The sequence below is a fragment of the Mycobacterium sp. NTMscope_Eco_3 genome (genome assembly GCF_976985685.1).
The window spans coordinates 4662451-4682332 of the sequence record NZ_CDRJYZ010000001.1 but is presented as its reverse complement, the minus strand read 5'-3'; the positions used below and the strand labels follow the sequence as shown (position 1 = coordinate 4682332).

The 19882-nt window shown below is 69.7% G+C and carries 18 protein-coding genes; 10 read left to right on the top strand and 8 right to left on the bottom strand.

Features of this window, described 5'->3' with window-relative positions; genetic code table 11:
* Positions 1-88: 88 nt before the first annotated feature.
* Positions 89-1501, bottom strand: a complete 1413-nt coding sequence (locus tag AC0KTM_RS21655; RefSeq protein WP_472416644.1) for an ABC1 kinase family protein — start codon at positions 1499-1501, stop codon at positions 89-91.
* A gap of 74 nt (positions 1502-1575) precedes the next feature.
* Between AC0KTM_RS21655 and AC0KTM_RS21650 the strand changes: the two genes are divergently transcribed.
* Together AC0KTM_RS21650 and AC0KTM_RS21645 are read left to right on the top strand one after the other, a co-directional pair.
* Positions 1576-2172 carry a TetR/AcrR family transcriptional regulator gene (locus tag AC0KTM_RS21650; protein WP_472416642.1) on the top strand — a complete coding sequence of 199 codons (597 nt, stop codon included), beginning with the start codon at positions 1576-1578 and terminating at the stop codon, positions 2170-2172.
* Between the two features lie 81 nt (positions 2173-2253).
* Positions 2254-3612 (top strand): amino acid permease, encoded by a 1359-nt coding sequence (locus AC0KTM_RS21645; protein ID WP_472416640.1) that lies wholly within the window; start codon positions 2254-2256, stop codon positions 3610-3612.
* A gap of 22 nt (positions 3613-3634) precedes the next feature.
* On the opposite strand, the gene car is transcribed toward AC0KTM_RS21645, so the two are convergent.
* The 4 genes from car to AC0KTM_RS21625 all read right to left on the bottom strand — a co-directional run bounded on the left by car (position 3635) and on the right by AC0KTM_RS21625 (position 9774).
* Positions 3635-7201: a carboxylic acid reductase gene (gene car / locus AC0KTM_RS21640; protein WP_472416638.1), complete on the bottom strand. Its 3567-nt coding sequence runs from the start codon at positions 7199-7201 to the stop codon at positions 3635-3637.
* Between the two features lie 71 nt (positions 7202-7272).
* A complete protein-coding gene (locus AC0KTM_RS21635) occupies positions 7273-8190 on the bottom strand; it encodes a ketopantoate reductase family protein (RefSeq protein WP_472416636.1) in 918 nt (305 codons plus the stop codon).
* Positions 8187-9368 carry an enolase C-terminal domain-like protein gene (locus AC0KTM_RS21630; RefSeq protein WP_472416634.1) on the bottom strand — a complete coding sequence of 394 codons (1182 nt, stop codon included), beginning with the start codon at positions 9366-9368 and terminating at the stop codon, positions 8187-8189. Before AC0KTM_RS21630 ends, AC0KTM_RS21635 begins: the two co-directional genes overlap by 4 nt.
* Before the next feature lie 10 nt (positions 9369-9378).
* Positions 9379-9774, bottom strand: a complete 396-nt coding sequence (locus AC0KTM_RS21625) for a nitroreductase family deazaflavin-dependent oxidoreductase (protein WP_472416632.1) — start codon at positions 9772-9774, stop codon at positions 9379-9381.
* Positions 9775-9878: 104 nt separating this feature from the next.
* On the opposite strand from AC0KTM_RS21625, the gene hemL reads away from it, so the two are divergent.
* From hemL to AC0KTM_RS21590, 7 genes are all read left to right on the top strand, one after another.
* On the top strand, positions 9879-11228 hold the full coding sequence (hemL, locus tag AC0KTM_RS21620) for a glutamate-1-semialdehyde 2,1-aminomutase (RefSeq protein WP_472416630.1): 1350 nt from the start codon (positions 9879-9881) through the stop codon (positions 11226-11228).
* Entirely contained in the window at positions 11228-11836 is a 609-nt protein-coding gene (locus AC0KTM_RS21615; RefSeq protein WP_225328812.1) for a histidine phosphatase family protein, read from the top strand. The genes hemL and AC0KTM_RS21615 overlap by 1 nt, the downstream gene beginning before the upstream one ends.
* Before the next feature lie 17 nt (positions 11837-11853).
* The gene (locus AC0KTM_RS21610; protein ID WP_472416628.1) at positions 11854-12438 is read left to right on the top strand and encodes a TlpA disulfide reductase family protein; all 585 of its coding nucleotides are present in this window, start codon (positions 11854-11856) and stop codon (positions 12436-12438) included.
* The gene (locus AC0KTM_RS21605; protein ID WP_225328814.1) at positions 12435-13214 is read left to right on the top strand and encodes a cytochrome c biogenesis CcdA family protein; all 780 of its coding nucleotides are present in this window, start codon (positions 12435-12437) and stop codon (positions 13212-13214) included. Before AC0KTM_RS21610 ends, AC0KTM_RS21605 begins: the two co-directional genes overlap by 4 nt.
* Before the next feature lie 59 nt (positions 13215-13273).
* Positions 13274-14866: a cytochrome c biogenesis protein ResB gene (locus AC0KTM_RS21600; protein ID WP_472417525.1), complete on the top strand. Its 1593-nt coding sequence runs from the start codon at positions 13274-13276 to the stop codon at positions 14864-14866.
* Positions 14863-15840, top strand: a complete 978-nt coding sequence (ccsB, locus tag AC0KTM_RS21595; protein WP_225328815.1) for a c-type cytochrome biogenesis protein CcsB — start codon at positions 14863-14865, stop codon at positions 15838-15840. The genes AC0KTM_RS21600 and ccsB overlap by 4 nt, the downstream gene beginning before the upstream one ends.
* Before the next feature lie 82 nt (positions 15841-15922).
* Entirely contained in the window at positions 15923-17242 is a 1320-nt protein-coding gene (locus AC0KTM_RS21590) for a MinD/ParA family ATP-binding protein (protein ID WP_238956901.1), read from the top strand.
* Positions 17243-17261: 19 nt separating this feature from the next.
* Here the strand turns inward: AC0KTM_RS21590 and AC0KTM_RS21585 are convergent, their stop codons facing one another.
* Positions 17262-17423, bottom strand: a complete 162-nt coding sequence (locus AC0KTM_RS21585) for a hypothetical protein (protein ID WP_225328817.1) — start codon at positions 17421-17423, stop codon at positions 17262-17264.
* A 46-nt stretch (positions 17424-17469) separates the two neighbouring features.
* Between AC0KTM_RS21585 and AC0KTM_RS21580 the strand changes: the two genes are divergently transcribed.
* Positions 17470-17841, top strand: a complete 372-nt coding sequence (locus AC0KTM_RS21580; protein WP_225328818.1) for a DUF4229 domain-containing protein — start codon at positions 17470-17472, stop codon at positions 17839-17841.
* A gap of 4 nt (positions 17842-17845) precedes the next feature.
* Here the strand turns inward: AC0KTM_RS21580 and AC0KTM_RS21575 are convergent, their stop codons facing one another.
* Both AC0KTM_RS21575 and AC0KTM_RS21570 read right to left on the bottom strand, forming a co-directional pair.
* Positions 17846-18853 (bottom strand): beta-ketoacyl-ACP synthase III, encoded by a 1008-nt coding sequence (locus tag AC0KTM_RS21575; RefSeq protein ID WP_008261082.1) that lies wholly within the window; start codon positions 18851-18853, stop codon positions 17846-17848.
* 82 nt (positions 18854-18935) lie between these two features.
* On the bottom strand, positions 18936-19808 hold the full coding sequence (locus AC0KTM_RS21570; protein ID WP_238957394.1) for a 1,4-dihydroxy-2-naphthoate polyprenyltransferase: 873 nt from the start codon (positions 19806-19808) through the stop codon (positions 18936-18938).
* Positions 19809-19882 lie beyond the last annotated feature (74 nt).

Below are 19882 nucleotides of genomic sequence, written 5' to 3'. Positions count from 1 at the left end.
CCAGATCACATCCCCTTCGCGGCGGCATGCTTCGTAGAACGGGTAAGGGTCGGCGGGAGCCCACGGTAGGCGTGCGGTGGCTTGGGTGTCAGGGGTGGTCATGGTGGTCCAATGCTCCGGGTAGACCGCGCTCGCGGACCCAGGCGTGGTGCAGCTTGCCCAGTTCGGTGATGGGTTCGGTCACACCGTCCATGTCGTCAAAGATGGCCCGGATGGGCAGAGTCGCTTGCAAGCCCGCGGCGACACTGTTGAAGGCGAGAACGATCCGAGAAGTGAAAACATGTTCTGGCGGCACAGCGATCTTTGCGACCGGGTGATCGCGGTCGCGAACGTCGAAAAATCCGCCGACGACCCGCGCGACGGCATCGGACGTGAACGTAACCGGTTGCGCTTGGGTCATCGGATAGTTCGTGTACGAGATCCATTCCCTCAGTTCGTCGTCAGTCAGACTTGTCTCAGGAGTGATAAAGCGCAGTTTGGTCAGCAATTCGTGGCTGTTCCTCGTCCGCTCCTCGACCGCAGTGCGCAGAAACGAAACCCATAGCCAGCGCTGCGTTTCGGGGAAGATCGATGCGCAACCGTAGTCGAGAAAGCCGACGGTACCGTCGCGGTTGAATCGGTAATTCCCAGGATGCGGATCGGCGTGCACCAAGTTGGCGTGCCGGAAGTTGCCGTTCATAAATCTTGTCATCACCTCGGCCCAGGTGTTTTTGAGGTCTTGGTCGGCCTGTTGCGCCGTCGGGTAGTCCCATCCGTCGAGATAGGTCATCGTCAGCACGCGGTCACCGGATGCTTCGGATACGACGTCGGGGACTCGGATGAACGGGTGACCGCGATACAGCTCACTGAAGGCGGTGATCATGTCGGCTTCGTGACGGTAGTCAACCTCTTCGGCAATCCGCGCTGACGCTTCGCGCGCGAGGGCCCGGATGTCGACCTTCATTCCCGACGCCGCAACCACAAACCGCATAAACGTGGCGACAAGCTCAGTATTGGCCAGGTCGTCTCGGATCGCCTGAGCCACACCGGGATATTGAATCTTCACGACGACCTCGCGGCCGTCCCGCAGCACTGCGCGGTGCACCTGACCGACCGAAGCGGCGGCCATCGGCTCCTCGGAGAACTCGGCGAAATGCCGGACAGCAGAACCCAGTTCGTCGTGCAGGACTTTTCTGACCAGCGTGGCATGCATCGGCGGTGCATCGGCTTGCAGCCGGGCCAAGGCCTTTTGATACGGCCAATAGCCTCCGGTGCCCAGCGCCCGTGCGTCGACCATGGACAGAATCTGGCCGGCCTTCATCAGCACGCCCTTGGAGTGGCCCAGCAGTTCGGCATAACGCTCGGCCGTGCGCTCGTGGAATCGTTCGACCGCGCAATCGTCACCGGCCTTTTCCCGTAACCCGGCCACCAGCCGCCCACCGGCCGCACGGGCGGTGAAGCCGGCCAGCGGCATGGTGCGCCTGATGCGGCCGCGTGGCACGGAGCCGTCGTGCTGCGACATCCAGTCCTCCCGCGGCCTAGGCCCGTAGTAAAGTAGTATCTTGCTAAATGTAAGTGATCACTTTGGAGAGGTCAATGACTGCACCGGCGCGTACCCGGGAACGGCTGGTCGTCGAAGCGATGCGGCTGTTCGGCGCCAAGGGATTTGAGGCGACCAGCGTGTCGCAGATCGAAGCCGCGGCCGGGCTGGCGCCGGGATCGGGAGCGCTGTACCGCCATTTCAAATCCAAGGACGCTCTGCTCGACGCGGGCATCGACCGGCAATTGGACCGTCGCAGCGCAATGCGCGACATCCGCTCGTTGTTCGCCGGGCTGGGTGACCTGCGCGCCGAACTGACCGTATTGGGCCGTTACCTGCTCAGCGTGGTCGACGAAGAAATCCAACTGCTCCAGATCGCGGCCCGCACACCTGCCGGCCAATCGGCCCGACTCGACACCGCCTATGCCGCGCTCATCGACGGGCTCAATGCGGAACTGGCCGACTGGATCGCCGCCTGGGCGCCGACGCTGACCCAAGAAGACTGCGCAGTGCTGGCCGCGCTCGGCGTCAACGGCATCCTCGGAGCGCGCTTGCCATCCAGACTGTTTCACCAGCCGGAGGGCCGCGTAGCGGACGACCGGTATCTCGCGGAATGGACGGCGTTGCTCGCCGGACGCATCGAAGCGCTCTGATCGCGCCCCGGCTGGTGTCCCCGCGCCCGATGTGCTGTGGTTGATAACCAACACCGGGATGCGCGCAGGAGGTGGCTCGCCATGGCCAGCACTTCGCAACTGCGCCAAGGGCTGTCGCAGCGGCAACTGAGCATGATCGCCCTCGGCGGCGTGATCGGTGCCGGCTTGTTCGTGGGATCGGGCGTGGTGATCAAGGACACCGGACCGGCCGCATTCCTCACCTACGCCCTGTGCGGTCTGCTCGTCGTCCTGGTCATGCGGATGCTGGGTGAGATGGCGGCCGCGAACCCGTCGACCGGATCGTTCGCCGACTACGCTGCCACCGCCCTGGGCCGCTGGGCGGGGTTTTCGGTCGCCTGGCTGTATTGGTACTTCTGGGTGATCGTGGTGGGCTTTGAGGCGGTCGCCGGCGGAAGGGTCCTCACCTACTGGTTTCACGCGCCCCTGTGGGTGCTGTCGCTGGGCCTGATGGTGTTGATGACCGCGACCAACCTGTTCTCGGTCTCGTCCTTCGGGGAGTTCGAATTCTGGTTCGCCGGAATCAAAGTCGCGGCGATCGCGGTTTTCCTCGCCACCGGAGCGGCGTATGTCCTGGGGCTGATGCCGGGCCATCACGGGGGCCTGGCCAACCTGCATGCACACGGCGGATTCTTTCCGCACGGCGTGGGCGCGGTGTTCGCCGCCATCGTGGTGGTGATCTTCTCCATGGTGGGAGCCGAGATCGTCACCGTCGCCGCGGCGGAAAGCCGCGACCCCGAGCTCGCGGTCCAAAAGGCGACCAGGTCGGTCGTGGCGCGCATCGGCATCTTCTTCGTCGGCTCGGTCTTTCTGCTCGTCGTGATCCTGCCGTGGGACTCCGTGCAGCGCGGCGCCTCGCCGTACGTGGCCGCGCTCAAGCACATGGGCCTGCCCGGAGCGGATCAGGTGATGAACGCTGTCGTGCTCACCGCGGTGCTGTCGTGCTTGAACTCCGGGCTTTACACGGCGTCGCGCATGCTGTTCGTGCTCGCCGAGCGGGGCGAGGCGCCGATGCGGTTGGTCAAGCTGAGCGGGCGCGGCGTCCCGGACCTCTCGATCCTGTGCTCGTCGGCCGTCGGATTCGGGTGCGTCCTCATGGCGTGGGTCGCGCCGCACACGGTATTCCTGTTCCTGCTCAACTCATCTGGCGCCGTCATCTTGTTCGTCTACTGGCTGATCGCGCTGTCGCAGATCATCCTGCGCCGCCGCACGCCTGCCGAAAGACTGACGGTGAAGATGTGGTTTTTCCCGGTGCTGTCGATCCTCACCCTGACCGGAATCACCGCGGTGCTGGTGCAGATGGCGTTCGATCGCGCGGCGCGCAGTCAGCTGTGGCTCAGCCTGCTGTCCTGGGCGGTGGTGGTCGCGTTCTACTTCGTCGCCCGGCTGCGCGGCCGCGCCGGTGTCGCTACCGGCGACTGAGCACACACCGGCGGGCGATCCCTCATCCGGCGTGCGCTCCGGCGCGGGTCCGCAGCAGACCCAGGCGCTGCAGATCGGTGACGTATTTGTCGATCAACGCCTCCGTCACGTGCGGAACGTCGCGGGTGGCGCCGATGCCCGCGGATTGCACTGCCGCACGGAACTTTTCGGCGGGCATGCCGGTGCCGTGAGTCGGCTGGCCCGGCTTGGCGTAGGCGTTCATCAGCGGCAGCAGGGAACTCTTCCGTTGGTTGTCCGGAAGCGACTTCATCGCCGCGGTGAATCTGGCCAGCCACTCGTCGTAGTCGTCGACCCGTTCGATCTTGTGCCCGTCGGCGATGAGCCAGTCTACGAAGGTGTCCAACGAGACGCCGTCGTCATGGGTGTTGAGCACGTTGTAGGTGTGGTAGCCCCGGCGGGCGCTCGCGCCCAGCGTGGTGATGGCCTCCGCGGTGAAATCGGCCGGCAGCCCGTCGTAATGGGCGCGCTGCGGGTTGCCGGACGCGTCAAGCTGATAGAAGGAGCGCGGCGCGATCCCGGTGGCCACCAGGCTCAAGATCAGACGGGTGAACATGTCCGGCACGTTCAGCTGACCGGCGAAGTGGCTGTGCGCCAGGATCATGTCGGAACGGAAGACCGCCACCGGCACCCCGCACAAGTCGTGGGCCTCGCGCAGCAGCACCTCGCCCGCCCACTTGCTGGTCGCGTACCCGCTGGCATACGACTCGTCGAGGGACCGCGACGGGCTGGCCGAACGCACGTCGGCATCCTCGCCGATGAAGCTGCCATCCGGCAGGGTCGTCACCGCGACGGTGGAGATGTAGTTGATCGGCTTGAGCCGCTTGCTGATTGCCAGCTTGACGATCTCGGCGGTGCCCACCACGTTCGGGCCGAACAGCTGGCTGTAGGGCAGCACATGGTTGACCAGGGCGGCCGAATGCACGACGAGGTCCACCGATTGCGCGAGGCGCTCGTAGGTGGGGGTGTCGAGCCCGAGGTTGCCCGCGCCCACGTCACCGACGAGCACCTGCAGATGCTGGTCGGCCAATTGCCGGAAACGCTGTGACAATTCGGCGTCGCCGCTGTCGATCGCCGCCTCGATGCGCTGACGCCCGGCCGTCCGGTCCGCCCCGCGGGCCAGACAGATCACCGTTCCCCCCGTCTGCGCCAGGCGCTCGAGCCAATCCAGGCACAGGAAGCGCCCGAGGTAGCCGTTGGCCCCGGTCAGCAGCACGGTGTTGACGGCGCCGGCCGGCGCCGGAAGGCGTGGTGCGGCGGCCAACGTGTCGTCGTCGATGAACTTGTCCAGCGTCAGGTCCGCGGCGCGGGCCACGGTGGCACCGCGGCCGTGCACCGAGGCGAAGGTCGGCCGTGTCGATTCCGACGTCCGTTCGCCGTCGACGTAGTTCGCGACGGTGGCCAGGGTCGCCGTCGGGCTGACGATGGTCTGCACGGGCACGTCGATGTGGAAGATCTCCGACAGCAGCGTGGCGAAGGAGAACGCGGACAGCGAATCTCCGCCCAGCTCAATGAACTTCGCATCGCCGCGCAGCGCAGCGTCCGCCGGCAGGCCCAGGGTTGCGGCGGCCGCCCGCCGCACCGTGTCGATGGTGGGCAGGTCGCGGCTCGCGGAGCGCAGCTCGTCGAGCTGGTTGCCGTGGCTGGCCTCGATCTCGTCGTACATGGCGTCCAGGCGCTCACCGTAACGGGCCTTGAGGGCCGGACGCAGCAGCTTTCCCACCCCGGACAGCAGGCCGTTGTCCCGGGTGAAACGCTCGGACTCCAGCAGGAAGTCGCGCGGAATCTCATACGGGTGTAGGTGGGAGTCGGCGGCGATCTGTTGCAGCGAGTCCGCGATCAGCGCGTGCGCATCCCCGCCGCCGATGGCGTCGGCGTTCGGCACGATCACCGCGAGCAGGAACGGTTGCTCGCTGCTGCCGTACAGGAAAATCTGCCGGATGTAGGGGCTGGTCGAGAAGGTGGCCTCCAACTGGGAGACGGCGACGAACTCACCCTGCGAGAGTTTGATGACGTTGTTGCTGCGGTCCAGATACATCAGGTGGTCGGGTCCCAGCTCGGCCATGATGTCGCCGGTCTTGTAGAACCCCTCGTCGTCGAAGATCTGCTCCGAGAGCTCCGGGTGCTTGAAATACCCCGGAATCACGTTGCTGGCCTTCAGATGTAGCTCGCCGCGCGGGTACGGCTTGTCGGTGGTGAGGTAGCCCAGCTCGGGGACGTCGACGAGTTTGTAGTCCGTCACCGGTGGGCGCCTGATCCTGCCGCTGCGCATGATGCCGCCGCCGGTCTCGGTGGCGCCGTAGCCGTCGGCCACCGTGACGTCGAGCAGCGACTCCATGAAGGCGTGCATCTGCTTGGACAGCGGCGCGCTGCCGCACATCGCCGAAACGACCCGCCCGCCGATGAAGTCTTGCCGCAGTTCGGCTTTCACCTCGTCGTCGCGCTGTTCGGCGGTGAGGTCGTCGCCGGCTCGTTGGTCGAGCTCTTTGCGGTAGCGGCGAAAGAACATGTCGCACACCCGGGGCACGAGGTTCAAGGCGGTGGGCCGCACCAAGCCGATGTCATCGAAAAGGGTGGACATGTCGCTTTTGGCGGCGAAGTAGCCGATGCCGCCGGAGGACAGGGTGGCGATCAGCCACTCCAGCCCGTACACGTGCGACAGCGGCATGTATTGCAGGTGGATCGCCGGCACCACCCGGCCGATATCCACCGAGGGGCTGTGCGGACGCTGCCAGATCCGGGTCATCATGTCTGCGGTGTACATCGCCCCTTTCGGGGTGCCGGTGCTGCCGGAGGTGTAAATCAATGTGGCCAGCGGGTTTTCGCCCGCGCTCGGAACGGACGCCTCAGGTGCCGGGAGGCTGCGACCCGACGAGAGCTCGGCGGAAAGCGACACCATCTCGGCGCGGTGCCCGGCCTCGCGCAGGCGCGCGCGGGCGTCGTCGTAGCGGTCCCGCTGTTCGTCGTCGTCGCTGGTGTGATCGAACACCACCAGCCGCTGGACCGACGGTGCCTCGAGGACGACATCGACTGCGGTGCCCAGGGACTCGACGCTGACGGCCAGGATGCGTGGCGCCGTCTCGGCGACGATCGGGGCGAGTTGGGCTGCCGTCGAACTGGTCTGCAGCGGCACGAACACCGCGCCCAGCCGGATGCACGCCAGGTAGTGCACGACGTAGTCAATGCTGGTGAAGCCCAAGACGCCGACGAAGTCGCCCGGGCGCAAGCCGCCGGGCAGGCTGGAGCGCCACGCGGCGGCCAGCGCCGCGACCCGGTCACCCAGTTCGCGGTAGGTGATGGTCTCGAATCCGGACAGCAGGGTCGTCGCCGCGCGCCCGGTCGCCGGATCGCGCACCACCTCGCAGGCGCGCTGGCCGAGCGCGGGCCGGTCGGCATAGCCGCTCAGGTAGATGTCGACGACCTCGGCCAGCCGCAGTCCCGCGCGGTGCGCGGCTTCGGTCACTTCCGGCGAGGGCGCGGCGGCCCGAAACTGCGGGTCGTTGGCGTACAGCTGTTCGACGCGCTCGGTCAGACGCTGCTCGCGGCCCGAGTCGGTGATGGTGTCGGTCATCGGCGGCTTCCTCTCATCGCGGCGCATGCCGGTGCCGTATACCCGCCCTGGCCCGTTCTAGCGGAGGCCGGTCAGCCCCACCGCCGTTCGATCGACTTGATCAGGGCGGTCAGCGTCGCGTTCACCGGCGCCGACACGCCGACGCGGGTGCCTTGGCGTGGCACCGCGCCGTTGATGACGTCGATCTCGCTGACGCGGCGGGCCTCGTGGTCCAGCAGCGCCGACGGTTTGGCGTCGGGCATCTGCGCGCCGAAGGCGCGAGCGTGGGCGACGGGGTCGGTGACGGCGACCGCGATGCCGGACGCGCGGGCGACGGTCCACGCTTCGGTCGCGGCGGCCTGGCTGACCGGACCCATCTCCGGGTCGTCCATCACCTGGCCGACGGTCATGCCGGTCAGCGCGCACGGCGCGCTGTAGGCGGCGTTGCAGATGAGCTTCTCCCACTGCATGGCGGCGATGTCGGTGACCGCGGCGGCGTCGAATCCGGCGTCGGTCCAGGCCCTCGCGATCGCCTCGACCGTCGCGTGTGGCAGTGACGAGTAGGCGCCGAAGCGCATGGCTTTCATGGCGTTGTGATGCACGCGGCCGGGGGCCACCCGGGACGCCCCGAACCCGCTGGCGATCCCGACGGCGACCCGCTCGGCGCCGACGATGCCCGCGACCGTCTCCGCCGACCCCAATCCGTTCTGGATGGTCAGCACCGGCGTGGCCGGGCCCAGCATCGGAAGGGCTTGGCGCGCACCGACTGTCACGTCGGCCGCCTTGACCGCCAGCACGACCAGATCCATCGGCTCGTCGGGCGCGGTGGTGCTCGCCCGCAGCGGCACCACTCGGTCGTAGCCCGGGCCGGTGACCCGCAGGCCGTCGCGGCTGATCCGTTCGATGCTGGGCTCGTGGCGGTCGATGGCCAGCACGTCGTTACCCGCGGTCGCCAGCCTGGCGGCGTAAATGGAACCCATTGCCCCGCAACCGATTACCGCGATCTTCATCCGCACCCTCCGGTCAGCTCCGCGATCAGTTCGGCCAGGCCCGCCTTCTCCTCGAGCCCGAACCCGGCCGCGTCCGTCGGCGCGATCCGGCCCCCCGAAACCACGCAGGCCTCGGAATAGCCGCCGAACGGCGCGAACACTCCCGGGTAAGCCTCACATCCGCCCAGGCCGAGCCCGGCGGCGACGTGCAGGTTGATCAGGTGCCCGCCGTGCGGAAACGCGAAGCGGCGATCGAAACCATGGGCTTCCAGGACGCCGAGCATCCGCAGGTACTCGCCCAGCCCATAGCTCAGGCCCGGATCCATCTGGAAGACATCACGATTCGGCCGCATGCCCCCGTAGCGCACCAGATTTGTCACGTCCGGCACCGAGAACAGGTTTTCGCCGGTGGCCACCGCGCCGTCGTAGCAGTCCGCCACCGCGTGGTGCAGCGCGTAATCCAACGGATCGCCCGGCTCCTCGTACCAGCGCAGGCCGTAGGGGGCCAACGCGGCCGCCCAGCGGGTGGCCCCCTGCCGGTCGAAGCGGCCGTTCGCGTCGACCGCGACCCGTCCGCCGTCGCCGACGGTGTCGACGACGGCCTCGATCCGCGCCAGGTCCTCGCCCAGCGGGGCGCCGCCGATCTTCATCTTGACCGCGTCATAGCCGAGGTCGAGGTACCCGCGCATTTCGCGGCGCAGCTGATCGGCGCCGCCCCGGGTGTAGTAGTAGCCGCCGGCGGCATACACCGGCACGTCCGGCGCGGGGTCCCGCCCGGCGTGGCGGGCGATGGTCACGCAGGCGGGCTCGTCGCGCAGTTTGGCGTTCAGGTCCCAGCACGCCAGTTCCAGCGCGCCCGCCGCGGCCGCCCGGTCCCCATGACCGCCGGGTTTCTCGTCGGTCAGCGCGCACGCCACCACCGCGGCCGGGTCGAGGAACCCGGACGCATCCAGCAGCGCGTCGGGGGGCGCGGCGAGCACCCGCGGAATCATCCGGTCGCGCAGGATCCCGCTCTGCGCAAACCGCCCGATCGAGTTGAAAGCCACGCCCGCCACGGGTCGCCCGTGCCGGATCACGTCGGTGATCAGCGCGACCAAGGAGACGGTGTGGTGCGAGAAGTTGACCATCGCGTTGGCGGGCCCGCCGCGCCGCCCGCTGTCGAGGCCGACCGCCCGCTCGACGATCGCCGCGATCCGCATCACCCGGCGGTCAGGACGTCCGGGTGAGCAATACCGCCTGCTCGAACGGCAGCCTGGCGAAAACCCGTCGCGCCGCGGGCGTGAGGTGGGCCGCCGCCTCGGCCTTGGAGACCACCCGCGGATCGGCGATGCCGATGGTTTTGCCCCGGCTGCGCAGCCGGCCGCCGCCCGCCGCGGACAGATTCTTCAGCCAATCCCGGTCGGGGCCATACGTCAGCAGGATCGCCACCCCGGGTTTGCCGTCGACCTCGGTGCGGAAGACGTTCACGGGTGTGCGGTACGGCTTGCCCGAGCGCCGCCCGACATGCTCGACGATGCCGAAGGACGGGAGCCAACCGGCCCACATCCGCTGAATCGGGTTGGTGACATGACGGTTGAACCGGGCAAGTCCTTGGGGGAGTTGCATCCTCCCATCCAACTCGCACGCCTGGGGCCAGGACAACCCCGAGAGTTCCCGTCCTGCTACACCCTGTAGTTGGACGGCCCGCGAAGGCTGGGACACTGGTCGTCATGGGAAGCAGTGATCGGGCGACCGCGCACGCCACCGGAAGCCCCCGGGCCACGGCGGTGTCGGCGCGGCTGTTCGAGGATGCCTGCGCCGTCATCCCCGGCGGCGTCAACTCTCCCGTGCGAGCGTTCACGGCGGTCGGCGGGACACCGCCGTTCATTACCCAGGCACGCGGGTGCTGGCTGGCCGACGCCGACGGCAACCGCTACGTGGACCTGGTCTGCTCGTGGGGCCCGATGATCCTGGGCCACGCCCACCCCGCCGTGGTCGACGCCGTCGCCAAGGCCGCCGCCTCGGGCCTGTCGTTCGGGGCGCCCACCCCGGCCGAGAGCGAACTGGCCGCCGAGATGATCGCGCGGGTGGCCCCGGTCGAGCGGATCCGGCTGGTCAACTCCGGCACCGAGGCCACCATGAGCGCGGTGCGGCTGGCCCGCGGCTTCACCGGCCGGGCCAAGGTCATCAAGTTCTCCGGCTGCTACCACGGCCATGTCGACGCGCTGCTCGCCGACGCCGGCTCCGGGGTGGCCACGCTGGGGCTGCCGTCCTCACCGGGCGTCACCGGGGCGACGGCGGCCGACACCATCGTGTTGCCCTACAACGACATCGACGCCGTACACCAGACCTTCGCCCGGTTCGGCGACCAGATCGCCGCCGTGATCACCGAAGCCAGCCCCGGCAACATGGGGGTGGTGCCCCCCGCGGCCGGCTACAACGCGGCGCTGCGGACGATCACCGCCGAACACGGCGCGCTGCTGATCATCGACGAGGTGATGACGGGCTTCCGGGTCAGCCGAAGTGGTTGGTATGGAATCGATCCCGTCGATGCCGACCTGTTCACCTTCGGCAAGGTGATGAGCGGCGGGTTGCCGGCCGCCGCCTTCGGCGGGCGGGCCGAGGTGATGGAGCGGCTGGCGCCGCTGGGTCCGGTCTATCAGGCCGGCACCCTGTCGGGGAACCCGGTCGCGATGGCCGCCGGGCTGGCGACGCTGCGCAACGCCGACGCCGCCGCCTACGCGACGCTGGACGCCAACGCCGACCGCCTGGCCGGGCTGTTCTCCGAGGCGTTGACGAAGGCCGGTGTGGCGCACCAGATTCCGCGGGCCGGCAACATGCTCAGCGTGTTCTTCTCGGACACGCCGATCACGGACTTCGCGTCCGCGCGGGCCAGCCAGACCTGGCGTTATCCACCGTTCTTTCACGCGCTGCTGGACGCGGGCGTCTACCCGCCGTGCAGCGCCTTCGAGGCGTGGTTCGTCTCGACCGCGCTGGACGACGACGCCTTCGACCGGATCGCCGGGTCCCTGCCGGCCGCGGCGCGGGCCGCCGCCGAAGCCGAGGAGGGGAAATCCTGATGGCCGAGCAAACCCGGGTGCACGTCGTGCGGCACGGCGAGGTGTACAACCCGAGCGGCATCCTCTACGGGCGCCTGCCCGGGTTTCACCTGTCCGACGCGGGCCGGGCGCAGGCCGCCGCGGTGGCCGACGCGCTCGCTCACCGCGACATCGTCGCGGTGATCGCCTCGCCCCTGCAGCGCGCCCAGGAAACGGCCGCGCCCATCGCCGCCGAGCACGGCCTTCCCGTCGACAGCGACCCGGACCTGATCGAGTCCGCCAACTTCTTCCAGGGCCGCCGCGTCAGCCCCGGCGACGGCGCCTGGCGCGACCCGCGGGTGTGGTGGCAGCTGCGCAACCCGTTCCGGCCGTCCTGGGGCGAGCCCTACACCGAGATCGCGGCCCGGATGGAGACGGCGGTGGACAAGGCCCGCGCCCGCGGCACCGGCCACGAGGTGGTGTGCGTCAGCCACCAGCTGCCGGTGTGGACGCTGCGCCTGCACCTGACCGGTCAGCGGCTGTGGCACGACCCGCGGCGGCGGCAATGCGGCCTCGCGTCGGTGACCACCCTGGTCTACGACGGCGACCGGCTGGCCGGCGTCGAGTACTCCGAGCCGGCGGCCCCTTGAACATACGAGGGCTGGCGATGACCGGGGCCGCGCTGGCGGCCCTGGTTTCCGGCCTGCTCGCCGGCTGTTCCTCCGGCCACGACGCGGTCGCCCAGGGCGGCACCTTCGAATTCGTCTCGCCCGGCGGCAAGACCGACATCTACTACGACCCGCCGTCCAGCCGCGGCCGCCCCGGCCCGCTGTCGGGCCCCGACCTGGCCGACCCCGCGCACACCATGTCGCTGGACGATCCGATCTTCGCCGGCCGGGTCGTGGTCATCAACATCTGGGGGCAGTGGTGCGGACCGTGCCGCGCCGAGGTCACCCAGCTCCAGCAGGTGTATGACGCCACCCGTGGCGCCGGGGTGTCGTTTCTGGGCATCGACGTCCGCGACAACAACCGGCAGGCGGCGCTGGACTTCGTCGACGACCGCCAGGTCACGTTCCCGTCGATCTACGACCCGGCCATGCGCACCCTGATCGCGTTCGGCGGCAGATACCCCACCACCGTGATCCCGTCCACGCTGGTCCTGGACCGCCAGCACCGCGTCGCGGCGGTCTTCTTGCGCGAGATGCTGGCGTCCGACCTACAGCCCGTGGTGCAGCGGATGGCCCGCGAATGACCGGCTTCACCCAGCTCGCCGCCGCCGGGCCGCTTTTGGTGGCGCTCGGCGCGTGCCTGCTGGCCGGGCTGGTGTCGTTCGCGTCGCCGTGCGTGGTGCCGCTGGTTCCCGGCTACCTGTCGTATCTGGCCGCGGTCGTCGGCGTGGACGAACAGCCGCCCCCGGGGGCGCTCAAACCCCCGCCGGGGGCGCGGTGGCGGGTCGCCGGGTCGGCGGCGCTGTTCGTCGCCGGGTTCACCACGGTGTTCACCCTCGGCACCGTCGCCGTCCTCGGCATGACGACCACGCTGATCACCAACCAGCTGCTGCTGCAGCGGGCCGGCGGCGTGCTGACCATCGTGATGGGGCTGGTGTTCGTCGGGCTCATCCCGGCCCTGCAACGCCAGGCCCGGTTCAGCCCGCGGCAGCTGACCACGGTCGCCGGGGCCCCGGTGCTGGGCGCGGTCTTTGCGTTGGGCTGGACACCGTGCCTGGGGCCGACGCTGGCCGGCGTGATCACCGTCGCCTCGGCCACCGACGGCGCCAGCGTGGCGCGCGGCATCGTGTTGGTGATCGCGTACTGCCTGGGCCTGGGAATCCCGTTCGTGCTGTTGGCATTCGGCTCGGCCGGCGCGGTGGCGGGCCTGGGCTGGCTGCGCCGCCACACCCGGGCCATCCAGGTGTTCGGCGGCATGCTGCTGATCACGGTCGGCGCCCTGCTGATCACCGGGGTGTGGAACGACTTCGTCTCCTGGCTGCGCGACGCGTTCGTGTCCGACGTGAGGCTCCCGATTTGAGCGCGCCCGTAGAGCTGCTCGCGCAGAAAGCGCGCAACACGTGGCGCGCGCTGACCTCGATGGGCACCGCGCTGGTGCTGCTGTTCCTGCTCGCGCTCGGCGCGATCCCCGGCGCGCTGTTGCCGCAGCGCAGCCTCAACGCCGGCAAGGTCGACGACTACCTGAAGGCGCACCCGGTGATCGGGCCCTGGCTGGACCGGTTGCAGGCCTTCAGCGTGTTCTCCAGCTTCTGGTTCACCGCCATTTATGTGCTGCTGTTCGTGTCCCTGGTCGGCTGCCTCACCCCGCGGATGGTCGAGCACGCCCGCAGCCTGCGGTCCACCCCCGTCGCCGCCCCGCGCAACCTGGCCCGGCTGCCCAAGCACGCCAGCCGCCGGATCCAGGCCGGCGCCGAGGAGCTCAATACCCTGGCGAACGCGATCGCCGGACGGCTGCGCGGCTGGCGCACCGCCATCCGCCACGAAGACGGCGCGGCGTCGGACGTCGTGGAGGTGTCGGCGGAAAAGGGCTACCTCCGCGAATTCGGCAACATCGTCTTCCACTTCTCGCTGCTGGGCCTGCTGGTCGCGGTGGCCGTCGGCAAGCTGTTCGGCTACGAGGGCAACGTGATCGTCATCGCCGACGCCGGCCCCGGCTTCTGTTCCGCCTCGCCGGCCGCGTTCGACTCGTTCCGGGCCGGCAACACCGTCGACGGCACCTCGCTGCACCCGCTGTGCATCCGCGTCGACGACTTCGTCGCGCACTACCTGCCGTCGGGGCAGGCCACGTCGTTCGCCGCGAACATCGCCTACCAGTCCGGCACCGACCTGTCCGCCAACAGCTGGCGGCATTACCGGCTGGAGGTCAACCATCCGCTGCGGCTCGGCGGTGACCGCGTGTACCTGCAGGGGCACGGCTACGCGCCCACCTTCAGCGTCACGTTCCCGGACGGTCAGGTCCGCATGTCGACCGTGCAGTGGCGGCCCGACAATCCGCAGACCCTGCTCTCGTCGGGCGTGGCGCGCATCGATCCGCCGGCCGGCACCTACCCCAACGCGACCGAGCGCCGCCAGCACCAGATCGCCATCCAGGGCCTGCTGGCGCCGACCGAGCAGCTGGACGGCACGTTGCTGTCGTCGCGGTTCCCGGCCCTGGACGCGCCCGCGGTGGCCGTCGACATCTACCGCGGCGACACCGGCCTGGACACCGGACGCCCCCAGTCGCTGTTCACCCTGGATCCCCGGCTGATCGAGCAGGGCCGGCTGACCAAGGAGAAGCGGGTCAACCTGCGCGCGGGCCAGGCGGTCCGGATCGACCAGGGGCCGGCGGCGGGCACCGAGATCCGCTTCGTCGGCGCCGTCCCGTTCGTCAACCTCCAGGTTTCCCACGACCCGGGCCAGACCTGGGTGCTCGTCTTCGCGATCACCATGATGGGCGGCCTGCTGGTGTCGCTGCTGGTGCGCCGCCGCCGGGTGTGGGTCCGTCTGACGCCCGACGCCGGCGGGGCACCCGGTACGGTGAACGTCGAGCTGGGCGGGCTGGCGCGCACCGACAACTCCGGGTGGGGCGACGAGTTCGAGCGATTGACCGAGCGGTTGCTGGACGGACTGGAGGCCGGCCGCGCCGAGACGCCCCCCGCGTCCCAAAGGAGTTCTCAGGTGGACGTCACATGAACACGCTGCACGTCAACATCGAGCTGGCGCGCTACTCCGACTGGGCGTTCACGTCGGCCGTCGTCGCGCTCGTCATCGCGCTGCTGCTGCTGGCCTTCGAGCTGGCGTACGCCGGCGGGCGCCGAGCCGACCAGCGCGACCGGGTGCTGGCCGGCGCGGTCAGCGCCGACTCCGCCACCCCCGGCGTGGTCGAACAGACCACCCAGCGCCCGCTCGACGAGCGCGTCGGGCGCGCCGGGTTGTCCGTGGTGTACCTGGGCACCGGCCTGCTGCTGGCCTGCCTGGTGCTGCGCGGCCTGGCCACGGTGCGGGTGCCGTGGGGCAACATGTACGAATTCATCAACCTGACCTGCCTGTGCGGGTTGATCGCCGGGGCGGTCGTGCTACGCCGCCCCCAATACCGCCCGCTGTGGGTCTTTCTGCTGCTGCCGGTGCTGATCCTGCTCACGGTGTCCGGACGCTGGCTCTACACCAACGCCGCGCCGGTGATGCCCGCGCTGCAGTCCTACTGGCTGCCCATCCACGTGTCGGTGGTCAGCCTGGGATCCGGCGTGTTCCTGGTCGCCGGGATCGCCAGCATCCTGTTCCTGCTGCGCACCTCGCGGCTCGGTGATCCCGACACCGACAGCGCTCCGGCCCGGCTGGTGCGGCGCTTCCCGGACGCGGAAACCCTGGACCGCATTGCCTACCGCACCACGATCTTCGCGTTCCCGGTGTTCGGCTTCGGTGTCATCTTCGGGGCCATCTGGGCCGAGGAAGCCTGGGGCAGGTATTGGGGCTGGGACCCCAAAGAGACCGTGTCCTTCGTCGCGTGGGTGATTTACGCCGCCTACCTGCACGCCAGGTCGACCGCCGGGTGGCGGGACCGCAAGGCCGCCTGGATCAACGTCGCGGGGTTCGTGGCGATGGTCTTCAATTTGTTCTTCGTTAATCTGGTGACTGTCGGCCTGCATTCTTATGCGGGCGTGGGGTGAGACCGAACTAGCCGAACAGGCGCCCCGACCAGCGCACACAACGGAATAGCGCACAACCAAGCGCACAACAAGGGGGAATGCAGTGTCCGAGCATCCAACGGCGGGCGTGGGGGCGCCCGACCAACCAACCACGCAAATTCCCCCACAGACGTCACCGGCGGCCGGCCAGCAGGACGCGGCCCAACCGCCGTCGGAGTCGGGCGGCCCGGGTGCCGACGCCCCGACTCGCGCCTTCACCGGATTCCGCACCGAACGCCGCGTCCCCGGCCCCGAGCACCACCAGGAGGCGGCCCCGCCGACGGCGCCCCGGCCCGGCGCCATGCCGCCGTGGGACTCCACCCCGGTCACCGGCATCCCGCGCGTCGACCCGACGGCCTACGGCGCCTATTACGCCGGGCCCGACGCTCCGCCCACCCAGATGCAGGGGGCGCCGCAGCGCCCCGAGCACCTCCCGCACACGCCGTACCCGGAGCTGTCCACCGGCATGCTGCTGCGGCCCGTCCAGCCGCCGCCGTCCGACGGGTGGCGCCTGCTGCTGTACAAGGCCTCCGGCGGGCTGATCAACCTGGGCGAAAGCCCCCGCGCCAGCCGCTACAACAACCTGGTCGCCCAGGTGAACCGGCCGTTGCGGGGCTCGTATCGGGTGGCGTTCCTGTCGCTGAAGGGCGGCGTCGGCAAGACAACGATCGCCGCGACGCTGGGCGCCACCTTCGCCTCCATCCGCGGTGACCGGGTGGTGGCCGTGGACGCCAACCCCGACCGCGGCACGCTGAGCCAGAAGATCCCGCTGGAGACGGCCGCGACCGTGCGTCAGCTGCTGCACGACGCCGGAACCATCGAGCGCTACAGCGACGTGCGCCGCTACACCTCGAAGGGGCCCAGCGGTCTGGAGGTGCTCGCGTCGGAGACGGACCCCGCCATCTCGGAGGCGTTCAGCGCCGAGGACTACGCGCGGATCCTGGACATCCTGGAACGGTTCTACGGCCTGGTGCTCACCGACTGCGGCCCCGGCCTGTTGCACTCGGTGATGAAGTCGGTGCTGGACAAGGCCGACGCCCTGGTCGTGGTCAGCTCGGCCTCCATCGACGGCGCGCGCAGCGCGTCGGCCACGCTGGACTGGCTGGACGCCCACGGCCACGAAGACCTGGTCCGCAATTCGATCGCGGTGATCAACGGGGTGCGCCCGCGCCCCGGCAAGGTCGACATGAACAAGGTGATCGACCACTTCTCCCGGCGCTGCCGCGCGGTCCAGCTGGTGCCGTTCGACCCGCACCTGGAGGAGGGCGCCGAGATCGACCTGGAGCGGTTGCGGCGTCCGACCCGCGAGGCGCTCACCGAGCTGGCCGCGATCGTCGCCGACGGCTTCCCCGGCGACCAGCGCAACCCGGGCGTCCTGGGCTAGCGGGCCGCCGCCATCTGAGCTAGCGCGGGTTGTTGTCGCCGTGGCCCAACCGCCGCAGGAAATCCGGATCGTCGTCGGGCCCGATGACGCGGGTCTTCGGTCGATTGGCCTGGGACCGCGCCGCACGCCATCCGACGTAGATCAGCGTTCCCAAAATCACGACGAGCAGCAGGTAGAGCACACAACACCTCCTTCGGGCGAATATACCCGCGCCGTAGGCTTTGGCTGTGTCACAAGAAGGTAGCGACAACAGCACTGGGGGCCCGGGCAACGACGGCGGCGGCGAGAGCGCCGAGAACCACGTCGTCGTCCCCGTTTTGGCATACATGGCGGCGCGGTTGCTGCTGGCGGTCGTGCTCACCGCCGTGATCTACGGCGTCGCGCGGCTGGCGGGCATCACGCAATTCCCCCTCGTGGTGGCGGCGCTGTTCGCCCTGGTCATCGCGATGCCGTTGGGCATCTGGGTGTTCGGGCCGCTGCGCCGACGCGCCACCGCGGCGCTGGCGGTCGCCGGTGAACGGCGCCGACGGGAGCGCGAGCTGCTGCAGGCCCGGCTGCACGGGGACGCAACGCCCGACGAGCCGCGCGACGACGGGTGACGGGTCAGCCGTTGGGCAGCCGGACGACCTGGGCGGCATAGCTCAGGCCGGCGCCGTAACCGATCAGCAGGGCCAGGTCGCCGGCCTTGGCGGCCCCGGTCGCCAGCACCTCGGCCATGGCCAACGGGATGGACGCCGCCGAGGTGTTGCCGGTGTGCTCGATGTCGTTGGCGATCACCGCGTCCGGCCGCAACTCGAGGCTCTTGGCCAAAATCTCGTTGATTCGGCTGTTGGCCTGGTGCGGCACGAAGACGTCGATCTCGTCGGGCCGGATCCCCGCCGCGTCCATGGCCTGCTGGCCGACCTTGCCCATCTCGAAAGCCGCCCAGCGGAAGACCGCGCTGCCCTCGAGCCGCAGGAAGGGGCGCGGGCCGGTGGGATTCTCCAGGTAGTCGAGCCAGTCGATGTCCTGGCGGATGGCGCTGGCCTGGTTGCCGTCACTACCCCAGACGGTCGGCCCGATGCCCTGCGTGGGCGTCTCGCCCACCACCACGCCGGCCGCGCCGTCGGCGAAGATGAAGCAGTTGCTCCGGTCTTGCATGTCGATCGTGGGGGACAGCTTCTCCGAGCCCAGGACCAGCACCCTGGCGGCGGTCCCACCGCGGATCATGTCGGCCGCGACGCCCAGCGCGTACCCGAACCCGGCGCAGCCCGCCGAGATGTCGAAGGCGGGCACCCCGGTGGCGCCCAACGCCGCCGCGACCGCGGGGGCGCATGCGGGGGTCTGCAGGAGATGGGTGCTGGTGGCCACGATGACGCAGTCGATGTCGGACGCCTCGAGGGACGCCTTGGCGATCGCCTCCCGCCCGGCCTCGGTCGCCATCGAGGCGGCGGATTCGTCGCGCGCGGCGAACCGGCGCGTCTTGATCCCGGTGCGCGAATAGATCCACTCGTCGGAGGAGTCGATGTTTTCGCAGAGCTCGTCGTTTGTCACCACGCGTTCGGGGCGGTATGACCCGACGCTGAGCAAGCCGATGTTGGTGGGCCCGCTGGTCGCGGAAATCTGCTTCATTGCGGTCCTTCGCTATCCCCGGGGCAGACGCAAAAGTACCGCAAAAGCGCGGTTTTCGGGTGCCTTTACGTCTGCTCGCACTCTAGGTACCCATAGCCAGCGCCGCCGCCACCGCGATCGCCCACACCACCATCGCCAGGCCGGTATCGCGCAGCACCGGGATCAGCTCCGGGCCGCCGCGGCCGGATCGCACCGGGGCCATGGCGCGCAGGGCCAGGGGCGTGGCCACCAGCCCCACGGCGCACCACGGCGTGGCCACCACGAGCACCAGGGTCAGCACTGCGGCGGTGCCCAGCAGCGCCTGATACAGGATGCGGGTGCGGGCATCGCCCAACCGCACCGCGAGGGTGACCTTGCCCGACCGCGCGTCGGTGGGGATGTCGCGCAGGTTGTTGGCCACCAGCACCGACGAGGACAGCGCCCCGATCGACACCGCCAGCAGCAGGCCCACCCAGTCCACCCGCAGCGCCTGCGTGTACTGGGTGCCGAGCACGGCGACGAGGCCGAAGAACAGGAACACCGCGACCTCGCCAAAACCGGCGTAGCCGTAGGGTTTCGAGCCGCCGGTGTACAGCCACGCCCCGGCGATGCAGGCGGCGCCGACCGCGATCAGCCACGGCGCGCTGCACAGCGCCAGCGCTAACCCGGCGAGCGCCCCGATCGTCAGGCTCGCGACGGCGGCGCCCAGCACCGCGCGCGGGGCCGCGAGCCGGGAGCCGACCAGGCGCACCGGGCCGGCCCGGTCGTCATCGGTGCCGCGGATGCCGTCGGAGTAGTCGTTGGCGTAGTTGACGCCAACGGTCAGTGCGAGCGCGACGGCCAGCGCCAGCAGCGCCTTCCACCACACCGCGGATCCCAGCCAGGCCGCGGCGCCGGTGCCGGCGACGACCGGCGCCACCGCGTTGGGCAACGTCCGCGGCCGCGCACCGGAAACCCATTGCCCGAGATTGGCCACAACGCCATCCTGCCAGGGTGCGGGCCGCGCGGCCGCGCGCCCCGCACCCGCGGTCACGCCGACGTCATGGCCCA